The organism is Nocardiopsis akebiae, from assembly GCF_018316795.1.
In the GTDB taxonomy this organism is placed as follows: Bacteria; Actinomycetota; Actinomycetes; order Streptosporangiales; family Streptosporangiaceae; genus Nocardiopsis; species Nocardiopsis dassonvillei.
In genome coordinates, this window is the sequence record NZ_CP074132.1 from 2,614,324 (window position 1) to 2,631,152 (window position 16,829).

Consider the following 16,829-nt stretch of genomic DNA (forward strand, 5'->3'; position numbering starts at 1 on the left):
CGTTCTCCCCGCTTCCCAGACTGCGGCCGGGGCGGGCCAAGGGGGAACACCAGAAAGCTGACTAAAATCCAAAATCGGGACATTCAGCAAAAAAGCGTGTGCGGAGCGTGCCGAAGCCGCCGGGCGCGGCGCTCGGATCGCCCACGGGGCGGGTCCTCCCGGGCCTGCCGGCCCGTCCGCGCCACCCGCCGGAAACGGGCCCCACCACGGATGATGTCCGTAAACCTCCGCTATGCTCACCGCATGCCCGGCCCCACCAGCCCCCTCCTCCGGCTCGTTTCGGCGGTCGCCCTCCCGGCGCTGCTGAGCCTCCTCCCGGTCCTCGGCGCCGTCCCCGCGTCGGCGCAGCCCGAGACGGGGACCGGGACCCGCGAGGAGCGTGTGACCCCCGCGGAGCACTACGCCGCCCTGCTGGCCGAGCAGCCCGAGGGCGCGGCCGTGGTCGTGGACGACGCCCTGGCCGGCCGCTACGTCCCGGAGGAGTTGAAGGCCGACCTCCACGAATCCTTCGGCGCCCTGGACGTGCCCTACCACGTCGTCGCCAGCCCCTTCCCCGGCGCGGAGCCGCAGTGGGGAGGGGACGTGCTGCCCGCCCTGGCCGACCGGGTCGGCGCGGACGGCCTCTACGTCCTCCTCCAGCCCGACAGCGTTCCCCGGGCAGTGGCCGAGGGGGTGGACCTGCCGGTGGAGGCCGCCGCCGACGCGGTCTTCTACGCGCCCGGAACGGACTACTACGGCGCCCCGCTCGACGAGGTCGCCGACGCCTTCGCGGCGGCCCTGGCCGACCCGGACGCGCAGGCCACGGCCGACCGGCTCCGGCAGGAGTACTCCTCCGAGCAGGAGGCCTACCGGAGCCCCACGGTCTGGGAGGAGTTCCTGGAGGACCTGGACCCGACCACGTCGGTCGGGCCCGACAACCTCGGCTTCCTGGTCAGCACCGTGACCGGCGCGCTGCTCACCCTGTCCCTCTTCCACGTGTGGTGGACGCGCCGCAGGGGAGGCAGCACGGTCATCGCGGTGGCCGTCGCCTCGGTTTTCGGGCTGGCACTGCCCGCCGCCGGTGTGGCCGGGTCCCTGTACTACCTGGACAGCGTGCCCTTGGGCGCCAACGAACTCCCCGACCCCCTGGAACGGGTCCGGACGCAGCCGCCCTACGTGCCCTCCACCGTGCGCGTGGAACGGGTGGTGCAGGGGCTCGCGGACGGCTCCGTCTACGCGGACCCCCTGAGCCCGCTGTCCCGTGAAGGGCTCGCGGACGTCGCCGAGCGGGCGGAGCGCTCCTCCGTCCCGGTGTACGCGGTCCTCCTGCCGATGGCCGACACCGACGAGAGCGAGGGCGACCCTGAGCGGTTCGCGCACGCGATGCACCACGTCCTGGGCGAGGACGGCGTCTACGCGGTCATCACCCATGAGCCCTACCAGGAGACGCCCGAGACGACGGTGCTCGCCTTCGGCGCCGACCTGGACACCTACTACCTGGACCGGGCCCTGGACGAGGGCGAGGCCACGACCCCGGCGCAGGAGCTCGCCCTGCTGCTGGAAGCGGTCGAGGAGCTTCCGCGCGACCCGGAGGCGGCGGACCCGGTGCCCTATGACACCTCGACGGACCCGCTCGAACCGCGTACGGTCCGCTTCTGGGAGGACTTCTGGGCCGGGGTGCTGTTCCTGGGGCCCGTCGTCGGAGCGACCCTGCTGGGTGCGGTGCTGGGAACGGTGGCCCTGATACGGGTTGCGCTCGTGCGGGGCCGACACCAGCCCTCCCCGCGGGCCCTGCGCCGCACGGCCGAGCGCGAGCGCGCGCGGCTGGCCGCTCTGCTCTCCTCCGGCCGGGCCGGGCGCCTCCCGGCCTCGATGATGCCCCCCGTCGAGGCGGCGTTGATGGTCATGGACGCCGACCCCGACGACCTCGACCTGGTCGGTGTGGCGGTCGTCTCCCGCAGGGCGCACGCCGCCTTGGAGGACCCGGGCTCCGCCGAGACCTCCCCGTGCATGGTCAACCCCCTGCACGGCCCCGCCGAGGCGTTCAAACGCGCCGGTCCGCCGCGGCGGCGGGGCCTGTTCCCCGTGTGCCGGCCGTGCGCCGACCTGACCGACCGGCAGCGCACGGCCGCCCTGCTGCAGGTGCGCGACGGCGCGGGGACGCGGCGGGACCACCTGTCGATGAACGAGCGCGCGTGGGTCCAGTACCGTTTCGGGGCCAAGAACCCCGCGCGCATGGCCGAGAGGCTCCTGGAGGAGATCGATGCCCGCTGACTCCCCGCTGGCCCGGTACGCGGCGCGGACGCTGGCCGCGTCCTGCGCCGTGCTGCTCCTGTGCCCCGCGACCGCCGCCCTGGCCCAGGACCTGGACGCGCAGGACCGCACCCAGACCGTCGTCGACGCGCTGGAGGAGTCGCCGGTCTACGTCGACCCCGCCTACGAGTCCGCCTTCCCGGCTGAGGACCAGGAGCGCGTCGCCGGGATCATCGAGTCCTCCGACCTGGACCTGTACGTGATCGCGGTGCCCCTGACTGGCGGCGACGCCTGGGGCGGGGACGCGGCCACGCTCGTGTCGGTCGTGCACGACCGCAGGGGCGGCGGCGAGGGCCACTACCTGGCCTACGACGACGTGTCGGGGTACCAGGGGGAGGACTTCGGCCCCGGCGCCCAGGAGGCGGCACCCGCGCACTACGGGGCCCTGTCCGCCTCCTACGAGACGGACTTCGACGGATCCATGCTCCAGCAGGCCGACGCGGCCGTGGAGGCCGCGCTGTCCGACGATCCCCGCGCGGCCTACGAGGCGGCCCTCCAGTCCTATGAGGAGGCCAACCCCCACCTCATGGACCCGGGAGGGGAGACCGGCACGGGGTCGCGGGCGGCCTCGGACACGGGGTCCGGCCCGCTGCTCGCGGTCGGGGCCCTCGTCGCGGTCCTGCTCGCGATCATGTTGGCGCTGTTCGTGCGCGGCCGCCTCACCGCGCGCGTGGGCAGGCGCAGGGCGGCTTCGATCACCCAGCACGCGGCCTTCGACAACGCCGACCGCGCCCAGTTGGACTCCCTGGTCGAACAGGGCGAGCGCGACCTCATCGAGGTGGGCGAGCGCCTGAGCCGCATGGACGCGGACCCGGGGGCCGGCACCGGATCGGGTCAGGACCTCCAGCGCGCCCTGGACGCCCGCTCCGCCGCCGCCGCGGTCCACGACAGGATGGCCGCGGAGGGGGCCACCCTGCCCGACGCCGTGGGCGTGCTCGTGCTGCTCGACATAGCCGAGGACGCGCTGGAGAGCGCGGCCGAGGGCTCGCGCTCCGCCGTCCGGCGCCGCCACTGCTACGCCAACCCGCTGCACGGCACGAACACGAAGGTGACGCCCTGGCGGGAGTTCGGCGGCACGCGCACCATCCGCGTCCCGCTGTGCGCCGACTGCGCCAAGGCCGTCCGCAACCGGGCGCGTCCCGTGGTCCTGCCCGCCGAGCACGAGGGAACGCAGGTGGCCTACTACGAGGTGCCCGCCGAGGAGAGCGTGTGGGCGGCCACCGGCTACGGCACGCTCACCGACGACCTCGTCCAGCGCGTCCAGCGCGGCGACCACCGGCCCCGCTGACGATCCGGACGTGACGAGGGAAGGTATTCGGTCGGGGACGGGGAGAGAACGTTTCCCTCGGGCACCGCATCCGACCTCAGAGAACGGGAGTTCGGTGCCCGCCCATGTCCCCGGGTCCGGGCCGACCGAAACGTGGCTATAGTTCCCACGGGCCCGTCAAGGGTCCGCCGGGGGAAGCGATGACGACGGATACGGGGTGGCCTGGTGGAGGACCAGCACGTCCAGACGGGTAACGGCGGGGCGGGGCAGCCCTCCGGCCGTACTGCGGGGAACTACCGGCTGGTGCGGTCGCTGGGGCGCGGCGGCTTCGGCGAGGTCTTCCTCGGAGAGGACCCCGACGGCGGTCGCGCCGCGGTCAAGATCCTGCACGCCAGCTGGGCGGGGGATCCGGAGATGCGCCGCCGCTTCAGCACCGAGGTCGAGCAGGCCCGCCGGGTGAGCGGCTTCTGCATCGCCCCGATCCTGGACGCCGACCCCGGGGCCGCCGAGCCGTGGATCGCCACCGAGTTCATCGACGGCCCCACGCTCCAGCGGGCCGTGGCCGCCGAGGGCCCGCGCAGCGGCGTCGAGCTGCACCGCCTGGCCGTCTCCACGGCCACCGCGCTGGCCGCGATCCACGCGGCCGGGGTCGTGCACCGCGACCTCAAACCCGACAACATCATGCTGGCCGCGGACGGGCCGCGCGTGATCGACTTCGGCATCGCCCGCGCGGTCGAGACCACCTCTGTCACCGCCAGCGGTGTGGTGGGCACGATCGGGTACATGGCGCCCGAGCAGCTGGAGGGCATGCGGCTGACCTCGGCGGTGGACATCTTCTCCTGGGGGTCGGTGATGGTCTACGCCGCCACCGGCCACGAGGCCTTCCCCGGGCCGACCCAGGCCTCCCGCATCGCCCGCATCCTGGGCGGGGAGCCCGACCTCGGCCCCCTCACCGGACCGCTGGCCGGGATCGTCCGCTCCTGCCTGGACAAGGACCCCGAGCGCCGCCCCGACGCCACCACCCTGCTCAACCTGCTGATCTCCGCGCCCTCCGAGGCCACGGCCGCGCGTCCGGCGGCGGGCGACGGCGGCACCCGGGTCCCGCCCACGGCCGACGCGCGCACCCCGTGGGAGAGCGACCCCACCCGGGTCGCCCCCGGCGAGCACCCGGGGGCCCACGCCACACGCGTGGCCCCTCCGGTCCCGGTGGACCCGACCCGGGCCGCCCCCGCCGACGCCCCGAGGGCGGACGCGACCCGCGCCTACACGCAGATGGCGTCGGGCGCCGCCCCGGCCGGTCTGGCGCCGCCGACCGCGCCGCCGTACTCCACGACCCCGCCGTCCCACCCCCCGGCGTCCGGAGCGGGTGCGGTGAGCGGCCCCCACACCCCGCCGTCCTACTCCCGGGCGTTCGGGACGGGTGCGGTGAGCGGCCCCCACACCCCGCTCCACCGGACGGGCGTTCCCCCGTACCACTTCCACGGCATCCGCTTCACCGACCCGGGCGATCTGGCCGAGGCCATGCAGCAGAACTGGAGCGCGGCCGTCCAGGTCTTCAGCGACCCGGCCGAGCGGGCGGCCCTGGGCGCCTGGCTCGTCGACGACCTCGGCGACACCACGGTGGACCGGTCCCTGTTCCGGGGCCACGTCAACAACGACGCCAACCTGGCGCTGGCCTCGTTCGTCTCACAGTTGCGCCCCGACCTGCCGCCGATCTTCCGAGGCCGGGGCGCCACCGTGGCCGAGCTGGGCGAGATGTTCGACGACCCGCGCCCCCTGCTCACCGGCGCGCCCAAGGCCAACGAGATGGTCCTGATGGCCCGCCCCAGCGTGCTCAGGACCATGGGCGCCCACCACGGTGCCGACTCCGCCGACCTGATGCGGCTCGCCGACCAGCTCGACGAGGCCGAACGGGCCGCCAACGCCTTCCAGGAACAGCTCACCGGCGAGCTGGAGGGCTGGCGCGCGGCCCGTGTCAACGTGAGCGCCGCCCTCATCCTGGCCTTCCTGCTGCGCCCCGAGCGCCTGGTGCCACCCGGCGACGGCGGCGACACGGGCCTGGGGGAGTGGGTGGCGATCCTGTGGAGCCGCGTCGAGGGCGCGCCGGTGCCCGTCAGCGCCGGGTACGCGGCCGTGGTCTACGGCGCCCTGCCGACCATGCGGTCGCTGGCCGAGCAGCGCCGGAGCTGGGAGACCCGGCACAACAAGGTCAGCACCGACCACGCCGACCTGCGCCGCGGGGTCAGGCTCCAGGAGCGCCTCCTCCTGGGCCTGCGGATCTGCCGGTTCGCCGTCTTCGGCATCCCCGCCGCTCTGCTCGCCGGACTGGCGACGGGCAACGGGGTGGAGGGGCCCGCGGGCCTGCTCATGTCGGTGGGCCTGCTCGGCCTGGTCGGGGCGATCGCCCTGGAGGTGACCGTGCGGGTCGTCTCCGGCGGCGTGGCCCGGCGCAACCAGCGCTCCCAGGAGCTCAACGGCGCGGCGGCGCAGCTGCCGCAGCTGACGTCGGGTGTCGCCCGCATCCAGGGCGACCTGCGCAGGGCCAGGGAGATCTGCGGGCGGAGCTGACCCGCGCCGCGCCGACCGCGCCCGGGCCCGGCGCGGCCTCCGCCGCCCGGCGGAGCGGCCGTGCCAGAGTGGTGACCGTGCGCAGAGCAGGAGGCGGTCCGGGGCGTCCCGTGCGCCTGGGGGCGTTCCTGGGGTTCGTGGTCCTGCTCCAGTTCGGGTACCCGGTCACCCTCCACGGTCCCGTCTGGACGGGGCTCTACCTGGTCGCCTACGTGGGAGTGGTGCTCTCCGGCGTCGTGCTGGTGCGCGGGGCGCACGACCGGATCGCCCCCACCGCCGCCACGGGCGCGGCGCTGCTCTGCTGCGCGGCCTGGGTCGGCGCGACGGGCGGCGGGGGCGCGGCGCTGGTGTCGATGTTCGCGGCGGGAGCGGCCTTCCAGCTCGCGCTCATGTACTCCCTGCTGCGGTTCGTCTACCGCCGGAGCCGGACCCACGAGCTGGAGATCGTCCTGGCGGCGGTGTGCGTCTACCTGCTGCTCGGCGGTCTGTTCACCACGGTGTTCGGCGCCCTGGAGAGCCTGTGGCCCGGGAGCTTCGCCGACTCCGCGCACCCGGGGGGCCGGGTCACCTGGCAGCAGTTCGTCTACTTCTCCTACGTCACGCTGGCCACCACGGGCTACGGCGACGTCGTGCCGGTCTCGGCGTGGGCGCGCTCGCTGTCCGCGGCCGAGGGCGTCGTGGGCACGCTGTTCCTGACCACGGTCGTGGCCCGCCTCGTCGGCGCCTTCACCGGCCCGCGCCGGGAGGACGGCCGCGCGGTCACCGGTTGACCGGTCCTGACCACGGGCGCGGGGCGCCGGGGGCGGACAGGGAGTCCAGGCGGGCGGCGATGGCGGCGCGCGCGGCGGCGTAGGGCGTCTCCAGGTCGTCCTCCAGCAGTGAGAACGAGTTGGCGGTTTCCATGAGGGCGCGCAGCTCGAAGGCCAGCAGCGCGGGGTCGGTCCCCTCGGAGAGCTCGCCCAGCTGACGGGCGTCCCCAGCGGTGCGCACGAGCAGGTCCTGCCACTGGCGGCTGTTCTCCCGCAGGGCGTCGCGCACCCGCCCGGGCCGGGACTCGAACTCGGCGATGGCCGTGTAGAACAGGCAGCCGCCCCGGAACACGCGCCCGCGCGAGTAGCCGATCCAGGCCGTGCACAGCCGCCACAGCCGTCCCGCACCGGGGCGCACCTCCAGGGCGTCGCGCACCACGTGCCGGACGAAGACGGCGCGTCCGGCCTCCAGGGTGGCCAGCTGCAACTCCTCCTTGGAGCCGAAGTGGGCGAACACCCCGCTCTTGCTGACCCCGAGTTCCTTGGCGAGCCGCCCCAGGGAGAGGCCCTCCAGACCCTCCACCGACGCCGTGTGCACCGCGTGCTCCAACACGGCCCGGCGGGTCTGGTCGCCCCGCTGGAGCCGTCCGTCGGTCCGTGCGGTCATAGGCGTCCTTCCCGGGGTGGCGCCCGCAGGGGCGAAGAGTGAACGGTCGGTCGATCAGGCCATCAGGGTACAAGCCACTTGACGTAGGCGGCATGCCAAACAAATAATACGATCGTTCGTATAGTTTTCTGGCGCCAGTCACCCCACCGGAAGAGAGCCCCCCGTGAACACCACCCGTCTCGTCGGCGCGGTCCTCAACGCGGCCGCCGTGCCCGCCCCGCGCCTGACCGGTCGACTGCTGCGCGGGCTGTGGTCCCACGCGGGCCGCCCTCGCCCCGTCGCCGCCGCCGACCTGGACCTGCACGAGCGGGCCCGCGTCCACACCCTGCGGGTGCGCGGGTGGGACGTGGCCGCCTACTCCTGGGGCGACGGCGCGCTCCCCGTCCTGCTCGTCCACGGCTGGAGGTCGCGCGCCTCCCGCTTCGCGCCGCTCGTCCGGAGGCTGCTCGACCTCGGCTACAGCCCCGTCTCCTGGGACGCGCCCGGCCACGGAGCCACGCCCGGACCGGTGGGCACCGTTCTGGACGCGCGCGAGATCATGGGACTGCTCCAGTCCCGCCACGGGCGCTTCGCCGCCGTCGTCGCGCACTCCCTGGGCGCGCCCTTCGCCGTGCACGCCCTGCGCGAGGGGGTCGAGGCCGACCGGGCGGTCCTGGTGGCCGGGGTGTCGGACTTCGCCTTCACCGTCCACGCCTTCGCCGCGGCGCTCGGACTGGGCCCCCGCGCCGCCGCGGCCCTGCGCCGGGCGGTCGAGGGGCACCACTTCGAGGGCGACCCGACCGTGTGGAGCCGTTTCTCCGTGGGAGAGGGGGCCGCCCTCGCCCAGCCGCTCCTGCTGCTGCACGACGAGCACGACACCGTCGTCCCCACGGCGCAGTCGCACCTGACGCTTGCCGCCCACCACGGGCGCGCGCGCCTGGTCACCACCTCGGGCCTGGGACACAGCGCGCTGCTCCGCGATCCGGCCGTGCTCGACGCCGTCACCGGGTTCGTGCGCGGGTCCGGTCAACCGGCCCTCGGCGACGGGGAGGTGCCGGGAGCGGTCGGGGCCTGACCGCTCCCGGCACAGGTCACCGGGCCGGGTTGGCGACCACCACGTCAGCGTGCTCCCGGGGGCGGTCGCGCCGGTGGAAGGCCTCCTCCTGCTCCGCCCACGCCCGCCGGTGCGGCGCGTAGACGGACGCGTCCCACCGGCCGTCCAACCGCCGCGCGCGCTCGGCGTCGGACGCGTCCACCCACACCAGCAGGTCCAGCAGGCCGCGCACGGCGGCGGCCCCGGAGCCGCCGCCCTCCACCACGAGGACCCCGCCCGCCGCCACGTCGCCGGGCAGCGCCGTCCACTCCCGCGCGAACTCCCCCCGCTCCCAGTCGTAGCGCCGCCAGGCCGCCCGCTCCCCGCGCGCGAGCGGGGCCAGGACCCGTTCACGCAGCAGCTCGGAGCCCTCGACCAGGCCGCGCCAGCCCGGATAGAGGTCCTCCATGGTCAGCACGGCGGCGGCCTCGCCCCGCCGGGCCAGGGCCGCGCGCAGCGCGTCGGCCACCGTGCTCTTGCCCGCGCCCGAGCGGCCCTCGACCGCCACGGCGCGCGTCCGGCCCGGGGCCCGGGCGGGCGGCGGGACCGCCCCGGCCAGGAGGTCGGCCCACCCCGACTCGGCGGTGCTGATGCGTGCTCTGCTCACCTTCGGACCCTAACGCGGCGGATGTGAAGTTCCTGCTTGCGTTCATTGCTTGTAGCATTCCTCGCAACAGCGCCGAAAACGCGGCCACGAAAGCAGGGGGAGGGGCACCTGGTGACCGAGGCCGCCGCGACACCGGGATCACAGTCAGCCCTGCGCCGGGCCAACGAGCGGCGGGTCGTGGACGTACTGCGCAGCGAGGGCACCCGCACCCAGGCAGAGCTGGCCCGCGCCACCGGCCTGTCCGCGGCCAGCGTCTCCAACATCGTCCGCGGCCTGCGCGCCGCCGGGACGGTCCTGGTGCGCGACACCTCCTCCAACGGCCGCCGGGCCAAGGCCATCACCCTCGTTCGCCGGCCCGGCGCGGTCGTGGCCGTGGACTTCACCGCCGACAGCGTCCGCGTCGCGGTGGGCGACAGCGACGGCAACATGCTGGCCCGCGAGGAGATCGGCTACGACGTGGCCTCCGACGCCGAGCGCGGGGTGCGCCGCGCCGCCTGGCTGGCCGAGACCATCCTGCTGCGCAGCCGGGTCGACCGGGGCACCGTGTCCTCGGTGGTGGCCTCCATCCCGGGACCGATCGACCCCGGCACCGGCGAGGTCGGCGGCATCTCCTGCCTGACCCGCTGGGCGGGCTTTCGCCCCGCCAAGGCGCTGACCGAGCGGCTGGGCCTGGAGGTGCTGGCCGAGAACGACGCCAACCTCGCGGTCATGGCCGAACAGCACCGGGGCGCGGGCGTGGGCGCCGAGCACGTGGTCCACCTGGTCATCAACGACGGCGTGGGCGCGGGCATCATGATGTCGGGCCAGCTCTTCCGCGGCGCGGGAGGCACGGCCGGGGAGATCGGGCACATCGCGCTGGACCCGCGCGGGCAGGTGTGCCGCTGCGGCAACCGGGGCTGCCTGGAGACCTTCGTCGGCGCGGGCTACCTGCTGGACATGCTGCCGCAGAACACCGACGTGGCCCGCGGCCCCGACCCCGTCCGCATCCCGGACATGGTGGCCGCGGCGTTGGAGGGCGACCCCGGCAGCCGCCGCATCATCGCCGAGGCGGGCACCGCGCTGGGCCAGGGCACCGCGATCGTGGCCAACCTGTTCAACCCGGACCGGGTCATCGTGGGCGGGGACCTGGCCCAGGCCGGTGAACTGCTGCTGGACCCGATGCGCCGGTCGATGGAACTGGGCTCGCTGAGCAGCGCCCTGGAGCGGCTCGAACTGGTGCCGAGCGCGCTGGGCAGGGACGCCTCGCTGTACGGGGCGCTGCGCATGGCCGCCCAGCAGGCGAAGTCAGCTTCTTGGTCCTGAAGGGACCGAGTGTGCGGTTGCGCCACCCCGCTGGGTGCGGGGGAGTTCACCGCGTCCGACCCGACCGCGCCGTCTAAGGTCTGTTTTTCGCAGCTCGGCCCGTAGTTGCCGTTGTCCAGATTGGCGCGGCGAGTGCGGTGGGCGTCGCACGCCTTCTTGACCACGTGTTGGGCCGCCTGTGAGCCCACCTCGGCCGCGCGCAGCTGCCGGTAGGTGTGCTTGCGCGGCTCGTAGTCGCGCATCAGGCCCTGCTCGTGGGCCACCTTCGCCACCCAGGTGGCGTGGGTGTTGAGCGCGCGCAGGGTCGAGGCCGACACCGCCGCCCGCTCGGGCGGCGGCCTGAGCCTGAGCGGCACCACGATCTTCGACACGCCCACCATCGTGCACCCGGCCAGTGACAGACCGAGCCGAAGCAGCCCACTGTGCCCCCGTCACTGGCGGACCGATGGGGCGTGCGCGGTGATTCCCCCTGGGGCTAGAGCCCCGGGGTTCCTCGCCAAGGCGAAGCCGATTCCCGTACCACCGGTGACGCGGTGGAATCGCGCGGTGGCGCCGCGTTCCCACGGCGGGGGGCGCGGGCTCCCGGCGCGGCCCGCAGCAGGTCGGGCCGCGGGCGGGTGCTTCGCTGAACGGAGCCCGCACGTAGGCTGACGATGCCGCGAACACCGAGGTCAGTGCCGGAACGGGCCGTCGCTCGGTAAAAACCGAAACTCCTTCACGTGAGCTCACACGCCCAGAATCCCGCTCTGGCCTGGGTTTTCCATTATTTCACGCTCTGAACGCAAGGCCCGTGATGTTTCGGTTATGTGTTCAGGAGTTGACGGCAAGGTGGCGGCGGGGTTTGACTTCACTCCACCACTCGCGAGTTCCACCGCCCGTATCCCCCGTCATGAGAGGTACCTAGCGTTGAACGCACGACGCTTCACACCGCGGTACACGTCCGCCGGCTTCGCCGCCGCGGGAGCCGCTCTCGCCCTCCTCGTCTCCGGTTGTGGCTCGCTCACGACCACCGGCGGCGAGGCCGAGCAGGAGACCCACACCGTGGAGGAGGGCTTCCACGTCGGACTGCTCCTGCCCGACCTCCACACGGCCCGCTACGAGGCCTTCGACCGCCCCTTCTTCGAGGAGGCGATGGGCGAGCTGTGCCCCAACTGCGAGGTCTCCTACGCCAACGCGGACCAGTCCGTGAGCGAGCAGCAGACCCAGGCCCAGGCCATGCTGACCGACGGTGTGGACGTGCTCGTCCTCGACCCGGTGGACGCCGCCGCCGCGGCCGGGACGGTCAACGAGGCCAAGTCCCAGGGCGTGCCCGTGATCGCCTACGACCGCCTAGCCGAGGGCGGCGCGGACATGTACGTCTCCTTCGACAACAACCGCGTCGGCCAGGTCCAGGCCGAGTCGCTGCTGGAGGCCCTGGAGGAGGAGGACACCACCGGTGACGGCTCGATCGTCGTCATGCACGGCTCGCCCACCGATCCCAACGCGGCCAGCTTCAAGGCCGGGGCCATGGGGGTCCTCGAGGACCAGATCGACATCGGCCAGGAGTTCGACACCCCCGAGTGGTCGCCGGACGAGGCCAACGCCCAGATGGAGGGCGCCATCACCTCCCTGGGCCTGGACGAGATCACCGGCGTCTACGCCGCCAACGACGGCATCGCCTCCGGCATCATCTCCGCCCTGCGCAGCGCGGGCGTGAGCGTGGAGGACCTGCCCCCGGTGACCGGACAGGACGCCGAGCTCGCGGGCATCCAGCGCATCATCGCCGGTGAGCAGTACATGACCGTCTACAAGGCGATCCAGCCCGAGGCCCAGGTGGCCGCGGCCATGGCCGTCGGCCTGGCCACCGGTGAGGACCCCGAGCTGGGCGAGCACACGCTCACCGAGGTCGAGGACGGAGGGGGCGAGACCGTCTCCGCCGTCCTGCTGGAGCCGATCGCGGTCACCGCGGAGAACGTCGGCGACACGGTCGTCTCGGACGGGATCTACAGCATCGAGGAGATCTGCACCGACGACTACGCCGACACGGACTTCTGCCAGGAAGCCCTGTAGAGCCGGTGCGGACGTTCCGGGCCCGGAACGGCGGGGCGCCCCGCCGCCCCGCCGTCCCCGGCCAGGGCGAGAGAAGAGAAGCGAACGCATGAGCACACCAGTCCTGGAACTGTCCGGGATCTCCAAGACCTTCGGTGCCGTCCGGGCCCTGAGCGACGTCGACTTCCACGTCGGCGAGGGCGAGGTCGTCGCCCTCCTCGGTGACAACGGCGCCGGCAAGTCCACGCTGGTCAAGGTCATCTCCGGAGCGCACCCCGCCGACAGCGGCGGTGCCATCACCTGGGACGGCAAGCCGGTCAGCATCAACGCCCCCTCCGACGCCCAGCGCCTGGGGATCGCCACCATCTACCAGGACCTCGCCCTGTGCGACAACCTGGACATCGTCGGCAACCTCTTCCTGGGCAACGAGAAACTGCACTTCCCGGGCACCCTCGACGAGGTCGAGATGGAGAGCCGGGCCATGGAGCTGCTGGACTCGCTGTCCGTGCGCATCCCCAGCCTGCGCGTCCCGGTGGCCTCCCTCTCCGGCGGCCAGCGCCAGATCATCGCCATCGCCCGCTCCCTGCTGGGCAAGCCGCGCGTGGTGATGCTCGACGAGCCCACCGCCGCCCTGGGCGTCGCCCAGACCGCCCAGGTCCTCGACCTCATCGAGCGCCTGCGCGACCAGGGCCTGGGCGTGCTGCTGATCAGCCACAACATGGCCGACGTGCGCGCGGTGGCCGACCGCGCCGTGGTCCTGCGCCTGGGCCGCAACGCCGGGAACTTCCCTGTCGCCGAGACCAGCTACGAGGAGATCGTGGCCGCCATCACCGGTGCCGCCGACAACCCGGTCAGCCGCCGCTCCGAGCGCACCGGCGCCTCGGCCCTGGCCACGGAGGACAAGTGATGACCCAGCAGACCCCCGTCTCCAAGGCGCCCGCCACGGGTGCGGGCGGCTCCGCCGAGTCCAAGCGCGACCCGCGCCTGCTGACCACGGCGGCCTCGCCCAAGGGCTGGCTCGACGCCCTGCGCCGCAACCTGCGCGGCGGCGAACTGGGCCCGATCCCCGTGGTCATCGGCCTGATCCTCATCGCCGTCGTCTTCCAGTCGGCCAACGACCGGTTCCTGTCGCCGCAGAACCTGTCCAACCTGACCGTGCAGATCGCCGCCATCGGCCTGATGACCACCGGCGTCATCATGGTCCTGCTGCTCGGCGAGATCGACCTGTCCATCGGCTCGGTCGCCGGACTGGCCGCCGCGGTCCTGGGCGTGCTGGCCGTCAAACAGGGCGTCTCGGAGTGGATCGCGATCGGCGCGGCCCTCGCCGTCGGCCTCGTGGTGGGCCTGCTCCACGGCGTCGTCTTCGCCAAACTCGGGGTACCGGCCTTCGTGGTCACCCTCGCCGGACTGCTGGGCTGGCAGGGCCTGCACCTGTACCTGATGGGCGCCGACGGCACCATCAACACCAGCCCGAGCGGTCCGATCTCGCTGCTGACGCAGACCTTCTTCGTCCCGGTGGTGGGCTGGGCGCTCGCCGTCCTGGCCGTCGTCCTGTACGTGGTCTCCGTGGCGGTGGTGGAGCGGCGCAGGCGCCAGGCCAACCTGCCCTACAAGCCCTGGACCGAGATCCTCTTCCGGGCGGCCCTGCTGTTCGTGCCGATCCTGGTCGCGGTGTGGGTGCTCAACCAGTACAAGGGCGTGCCGCTGGCCTTCCTGATCTTCGTGGGCTTCGTGGTCGTGCTCGACCTGGTCCTGCGCAAGACCCGCTACGGCCGCATGGTCTACGCCGTCGGCGGCAACGCCGAGGCGGCGCGCCGCGCCGGCATCAACGTGGACATGATCCGCATCTCCGTGTTCGGGATCGCCTCCGCCCTGGCCGCCCTGGGCGGGATCATGCTGACCTCGCGCAACTTCGCGGCGAGCGTGGCCACCGGCGGCGGCGAGGAGCTGATGATGGCCATCGCCGCCGCGGTCATCGGCGGCACCAGCCTCTTCGGCGGGCGCGGCAACGCCTACTCCGCCCTGCTGGGCGGCCTGGTCCTGGGCGCGATCACCTCCGGTCTGCTGCTGCTCCAGATGGACACCTCGGTCCGGTTCATGATCACCGCCGCCGTCCTGCTGATCGCGGTCATCCTGGACTCCGTCTCCCGCCGGGGACGCAAGACCCACGCCAGGGGAGGCGCCTGACCCGGCACGGCTACGCGAGCCATCCCCGGGCGGCGGACGGCGCCCACTCCCCGCCGTCCCCGCCCCCTCCCGCCCGGTCCGGCGCCCCAGGCGCCGGACCGGGCCCTCGCGCCGCCCCCTCCTCCCGGGTTCCCGCGCGCTGGACGAGCACGCCCAGTCGGTCGACCAGCGGCTCAAGATGTCGGCCTGGCTCGCCCTGTCCGTCCGGCGCGGCGGCACCCTCCTGCGCGGGCGCGTCCTGGCCGAGGACCTGGAACGGCTCGCCGCCGACCACGAGCTCACCGTCGTCGCCTCCGGGCGCGGCGCGCTCTCCGAGGTCCTCCCCCGCGACACCCGGCGCTCGCGCTTCCGGTCCCCGCAGCGCTCCCTGGCGCTGGCCTACGTGACCGGCGCCGGGCCCCACCCCGACGGGCCGGTGCTCAGCCGCACCGCCGTCCCCGGCGCGGGTGAGGTCACCACGCTGCCCACCTACTCCCTGGCCGGGGTCTGCGAGGCCGTCATGGTCGAGGCGGTGCCCGGCGGTCCCCGGACCGGCAGCTGCCCCCCGGCGCCTCCGGCGAGGAGGTCCTCGCGGGCCTGCCGGACGCGCTGTACCGGGAGGCGCCCTGGGAGTACGAGCGCCTGGCCCACGCCCGCCCCGCCGACCCGGGGCGGCCCTGCGCGGCGGCTACGCGCCGGTGGTGCGCGAACCCGTCGCCCGCCTGGCGAACGGAACCCCGGTGCTGGGCGTGGCGGACTCCGTGGCCGCCAACGACCCGGTCACCGCGCAGGGGACCAACATGGCCTCCTTCGCCGCCGAGGTCTACCGCCGCGCCGCGGTCGACCACGGCCTACGGCCCTTCGACGGGGCCTTAACGCGCTCGGCGTTCGCCGCCTACTGGCGCCTGGCCAGCCAGGTGACCGCGTGGAGCGGGGGCCTGCTCACCGCCCCGCCGCACCTGGAGGAGCCGTACCGCCTCGCCGCGCGCCACCAGGAGACGGCCGACCGCTTCGCCAACTGCTTCAGCGACCCCGGCGACCTGACCGGGTGGTTCCCGCACCCCGAACGGGCCCCGGCCTACGTGGACGGCGTCCGGCGCGCCGAGCCCGCGCGGTCGTCCCATCTCCCTACCTCCTGAACCCGGTCGGGACGGTGGGGATGTAGCGTCGCACGCCGTGCCCGTAGAACTCTCCGCCGCATCCTTCCTGGCCCCCAGCGGTCACGGCCTGCTCGCCCCCACCGACGTGGCGGCGTTCGCCGCCGCCGTGGTGGTCGCCGTCTTCGCCGGGGCCGCGGTGCAGAGCACCGTCGGCCTCGGCCTCGGGCTGGTCGCCGCGCCCGTCCTGTCCTTCCTGGACCCCACCCTCGTGCCGGGGGCGCTCCTGGTCGCCGTGATCGCCCTGCCCGGGCTCACGCTCCTCCAGGAGTGGCGGCACGTGGACTGGCGGGGCCTCGCCTGGGGGCTGCCCGCTCGCCTGCCCGGAACCGCCCTGGGCGTGTGGGTGGTGGCCGCCCTGGAGCCCCGCGCGCTGGCGGGCGCGGTCGGGGCGATGGTGCTGGTGGCCGTCGCCCTCTCGCTCTGGTCCCTGCGGGTGCGCATCACCCCAGTCTCGCTCGTGGCGGCCGGGGCCCTGTCCGGACTCACCGGCACCGCCACCACGATCGGCGGCCCGCCCATGGCCCTGCTCTACCAGTACGAGGAGCCCGCCCGGGTCCGCGCCACCCTGGCCGCGTTCTTCCTCTTGGGCGGCGCGGTCTCGCTGGCGGCCCTGGCCCTGGGCGGCCAGATGGACGCCCGGAGCGCCGCGGTCGGCGCCTGCGCGGTCCCCCTCGTCGTAGCGGGCTTCTTCGCCGGGACCGCGCTGCGCCGCCGCGTCGACGCCGGGCGGCTGCGCGCGGCCTTGCTGGCGGTCGTGGCGGCCTCCGCGCTGGGACTGCTCGCCCGGGCCTTCCTGGGATGACGCGCGGCCACCGCGCCGGGGACCGAGTAATGTACGCGAAAACCCGGTAACCGGACGGCGTAGGGGTTCCATGGGCCGCTCCCGCGCGGGGTTGGGTAGGACCCGTGGACGTACGCCCATAAACTCGGGTATGCATACCTGCCGGTAGC

The 16,829-nt window shown here is 74.1% G+C and carries 13 protein-coding genes and 1 pseudogene; 12 read left to right on the forward strand and 2 right to left on the reverse strand.

Annotated features, from left to right (window positions below):
- Positions 1 to 243 precede the first annotated feature (243 nt).
- The 4 genes from KGD83_RS11290 to KGD83_RS11305 all read left to right on the forward strand — a co-directional run bounded on the left by KGD83_RS11290 (position 244) and on the right by KGD83_RS11305 (position 6,897).
- Positions 244 to 2,253: a hypothetical protein gene (locus tag KGD83_RS11290; protein WP_212643722.1), complete on the forward strand. Its 2,010-nt coding sequence runs from the start codon at positions 244 to 246 to the stop codon at positions 2,251 to 2,253.
- Positions 2,243 to 3,580 carry a hypothetical protein gene (locus KGD83_RS11295; RefSeq protein ID WP_212643723.1) on the forward strand — a complete coding sequence of 446 codons (1,338 nt, stop codon included), beginning with the start codon at positions 2,243 to 2,245 and terminating at the stop codon, positions 3,578 to 3,580. The genes KGD83_RS11290 and KGD83_RS11295 overlap by 11 nt, the downstream gene beginning before the upstream one ends.
- Before the next feature lie 204 nt (positions 3,581 to 3,784).
- Positions 3,785 to 6,127 (forward strand): serine/threonine protein kinase, encoded by a 2,343-nt coding sequence (locus KGD83_RS11300; protein WP_212643724.1) that lies wholly within the window; start codon positions 3,785 to 3,787, stop codon positions 6,125 to 6,127.
- A 77-nt stretch (positions 6,128 to 6,204) separates the two neighbouring features.
- Positions 6,205 to 6,897 carry a potassium channel family protein gene (locus KGD83_RS11305; protein ID WP_249352274.1) on the forward strand — a complete coding sequence of 231 codons (693 nt, stop codon included), beginning with the start codon at positions 6,205 to 6,207 and terminating at the stop codon, positions 6,895 to 6,897.
- On the opposite strand, the gene KGD83_RS11310 is transcribed toward KGD83_RS11305, so the two are convergent.
- Positions 6,887 to 7,543 carry a TetR/AcrR family transcriptional regulator gene (locus KGD83_RS11310; RefSeq protein ID WP_212643725.1) on the reverse strand — a complete coding sequence of 219 codons (657 nt, stop codon included), beginning with the start codon at positions 7,541 to 7,543 and terminating at the stop codon, positions 6,887 to 6,889. The genes KGD83_RS11305 and KGD83_RS11310 overlap by 11 nt on opposite strands.
- 163 nt (positions 7,544 to 7,706) lie before the next feature.
- On the opposite strand from KGD83_RS11310, the gene KGD83_RS11315 reads away from it, so the two are divergent.
- Entirely contained in the window at positions 7,707 to 8,597 is an 891-nt protein-coding gene (locus tag KGD83_RS11315; protein WP_212643726.1) for an alpha/beta hydrolase, read from the forward strand.
- A 16-nt stretch (positions 8,598 to 8,613) separates the two neighbouring features.
- Here KGD83_RS11315 and KGD83_RS11320 read toward each other — a convergent pair whose 3' ends face one another.
- On the reverse strand, positions 8,614 to 9,222 hold the full coding sequence (locus tag KGD83_RS11320; RefSeq protein WP_212643727.1) for a uridine kinase family protein: 609 nt from the start codon (positions 9,220 to 9,222) through the stop codon (positions 8,614 to 8,616).
- 111 nt (positions 9,223 to 9,333) lie between these two features.
- Between KGD83_RS11320 and KGD83_RS11325 the strand changes: the two genes are divergently transcribed.
- The 7 genes and pseudogenes from KGD83_RS11325 (at position 9,334) to KGD83_RS11350 (ending at position 16,680) form a co-directional block, all read left to right on the forward strand.
- Complete coding sequence (locus KGD83_RS11325) at positions 9,334 to 10,524, forward strand: ROK family transcriptional regulator (RefSeq protein WP_212643728.1); 1,191 nt, start codon at positions 9,334 to 9,336, stop codon at positions 10,522 to 10,524.
- 906 nt (positions 10,525 to 11,430) lie between these two features.
- Positions 11,431 to 12,573: an ABC transporter substrate-binding protein gene (locus tag KGD83_RS11330; protein ID WP_212643729.1), complete on the forward strand. Its 1,143-nt coding sequence runs from the start codon at positions 11,431 to 11,433 to the stop codon at positions 12,571 to 12,573.
- An 88-nt stretch (positions 12,574 to 12,661) separates the two neighbouring features.
- Positions 12,662 to 13,459, forward strand: a complete 798-nt coding sequence (locus KGD83_RS11335) for an ATP-binding cassette domain-containing protein (protein ID WP_212643730.1) — start codon at positions 12,662 to 12,664, stop codon at positions 13,457 to 13,459.
- Positions 13,459 to 14,739, forward strand: a complete 1,281-nt coding sequence (locus KGD83_RS11340) for a sugar ABC transporter permease (RefSeq protein WP_212643731.1) — start codon at positions 13,459 to 13,461, stop codon at positions 14,737 to 14,739. The genes KGD83_RS11335 and KGD83_RS11340 overlap by 1 nt, the downstream gene beginning before the upstream one ends.
- Positions 14,740 to 14,917: 178 nt before the next feature.
- Positions 14,918 to 15,205, forward strand: a pseudogene (locus KGD83_RS29105) (styrene monooxygenase/indole monooxygenase family protein); the annotation flags it as partial.
- Between the two features lie 214 nt (positions 15,206 to 15,419).
- On the forward strand, positions 15,420 to 15,857 hold the full coding sequence (locus KGD83_RS29110) for a hypothetical protein (protein ID WP_338036954.1): 438 nt from the start codon (positions 15,420 to 15,422) through the stop codon (positions 15,855 to 15,857).
- Between the two features lie 37 nt (positions 15,858 to 15,894).
- Complete coding sequence (locus KGD83_RS11350; RefSeq protein WP_212643732.1) at positions 15,895 to 16,680, forward strand: sulfite exporter TauE/SafE family protein; 786 nt, start codon at positions 15,895 to 15,897, stop codon at positions 16,678 to 16,680.
- The last annotated feature ends 149 nt before the right edge of the window (positions 16,681 to 16,829 follow it).

Bases quoted from the DNA above. Each gene is read 5' to 3' on its own strand.
- KGD83_RS11290 (WP_212643722.1), top strand. From the start codon at position 244: ATGCCCGGCCCCACCAGCCCCCTCCTCCGGCTCGTTTCGGCGGTCGCC.
- KGD83_RS11295 (WP_212643723.1), top strand. From the start codon at position 2,243: ATGCCCGCTGACTCCCCGCTGGCCCGGTACGCGGCGCGGACGCTGGCC.
- KGD83_RS11310 (WP_212643725.1), bottom strand. From the start codon at position 7,543: ATGACCGCACGGACCGACGGACGGCTCCAGCGGGGCGACCAGACCCGC.
- KGD83_RS11335 (WP_212643730.1), top strand. From the start codon at position 12,662: ATGAGCACACCAGTCCTGGAACTGTCCGGGATCTCCAAGACCTTCGGT.
- KGD83_RS11340 (WP_212643731.1), top strand. From the start codon at position 13,459: ATGACCCAGCAGACCCCCGTCTCCAAGGCGCCCGCCACGGGTGCGGGC.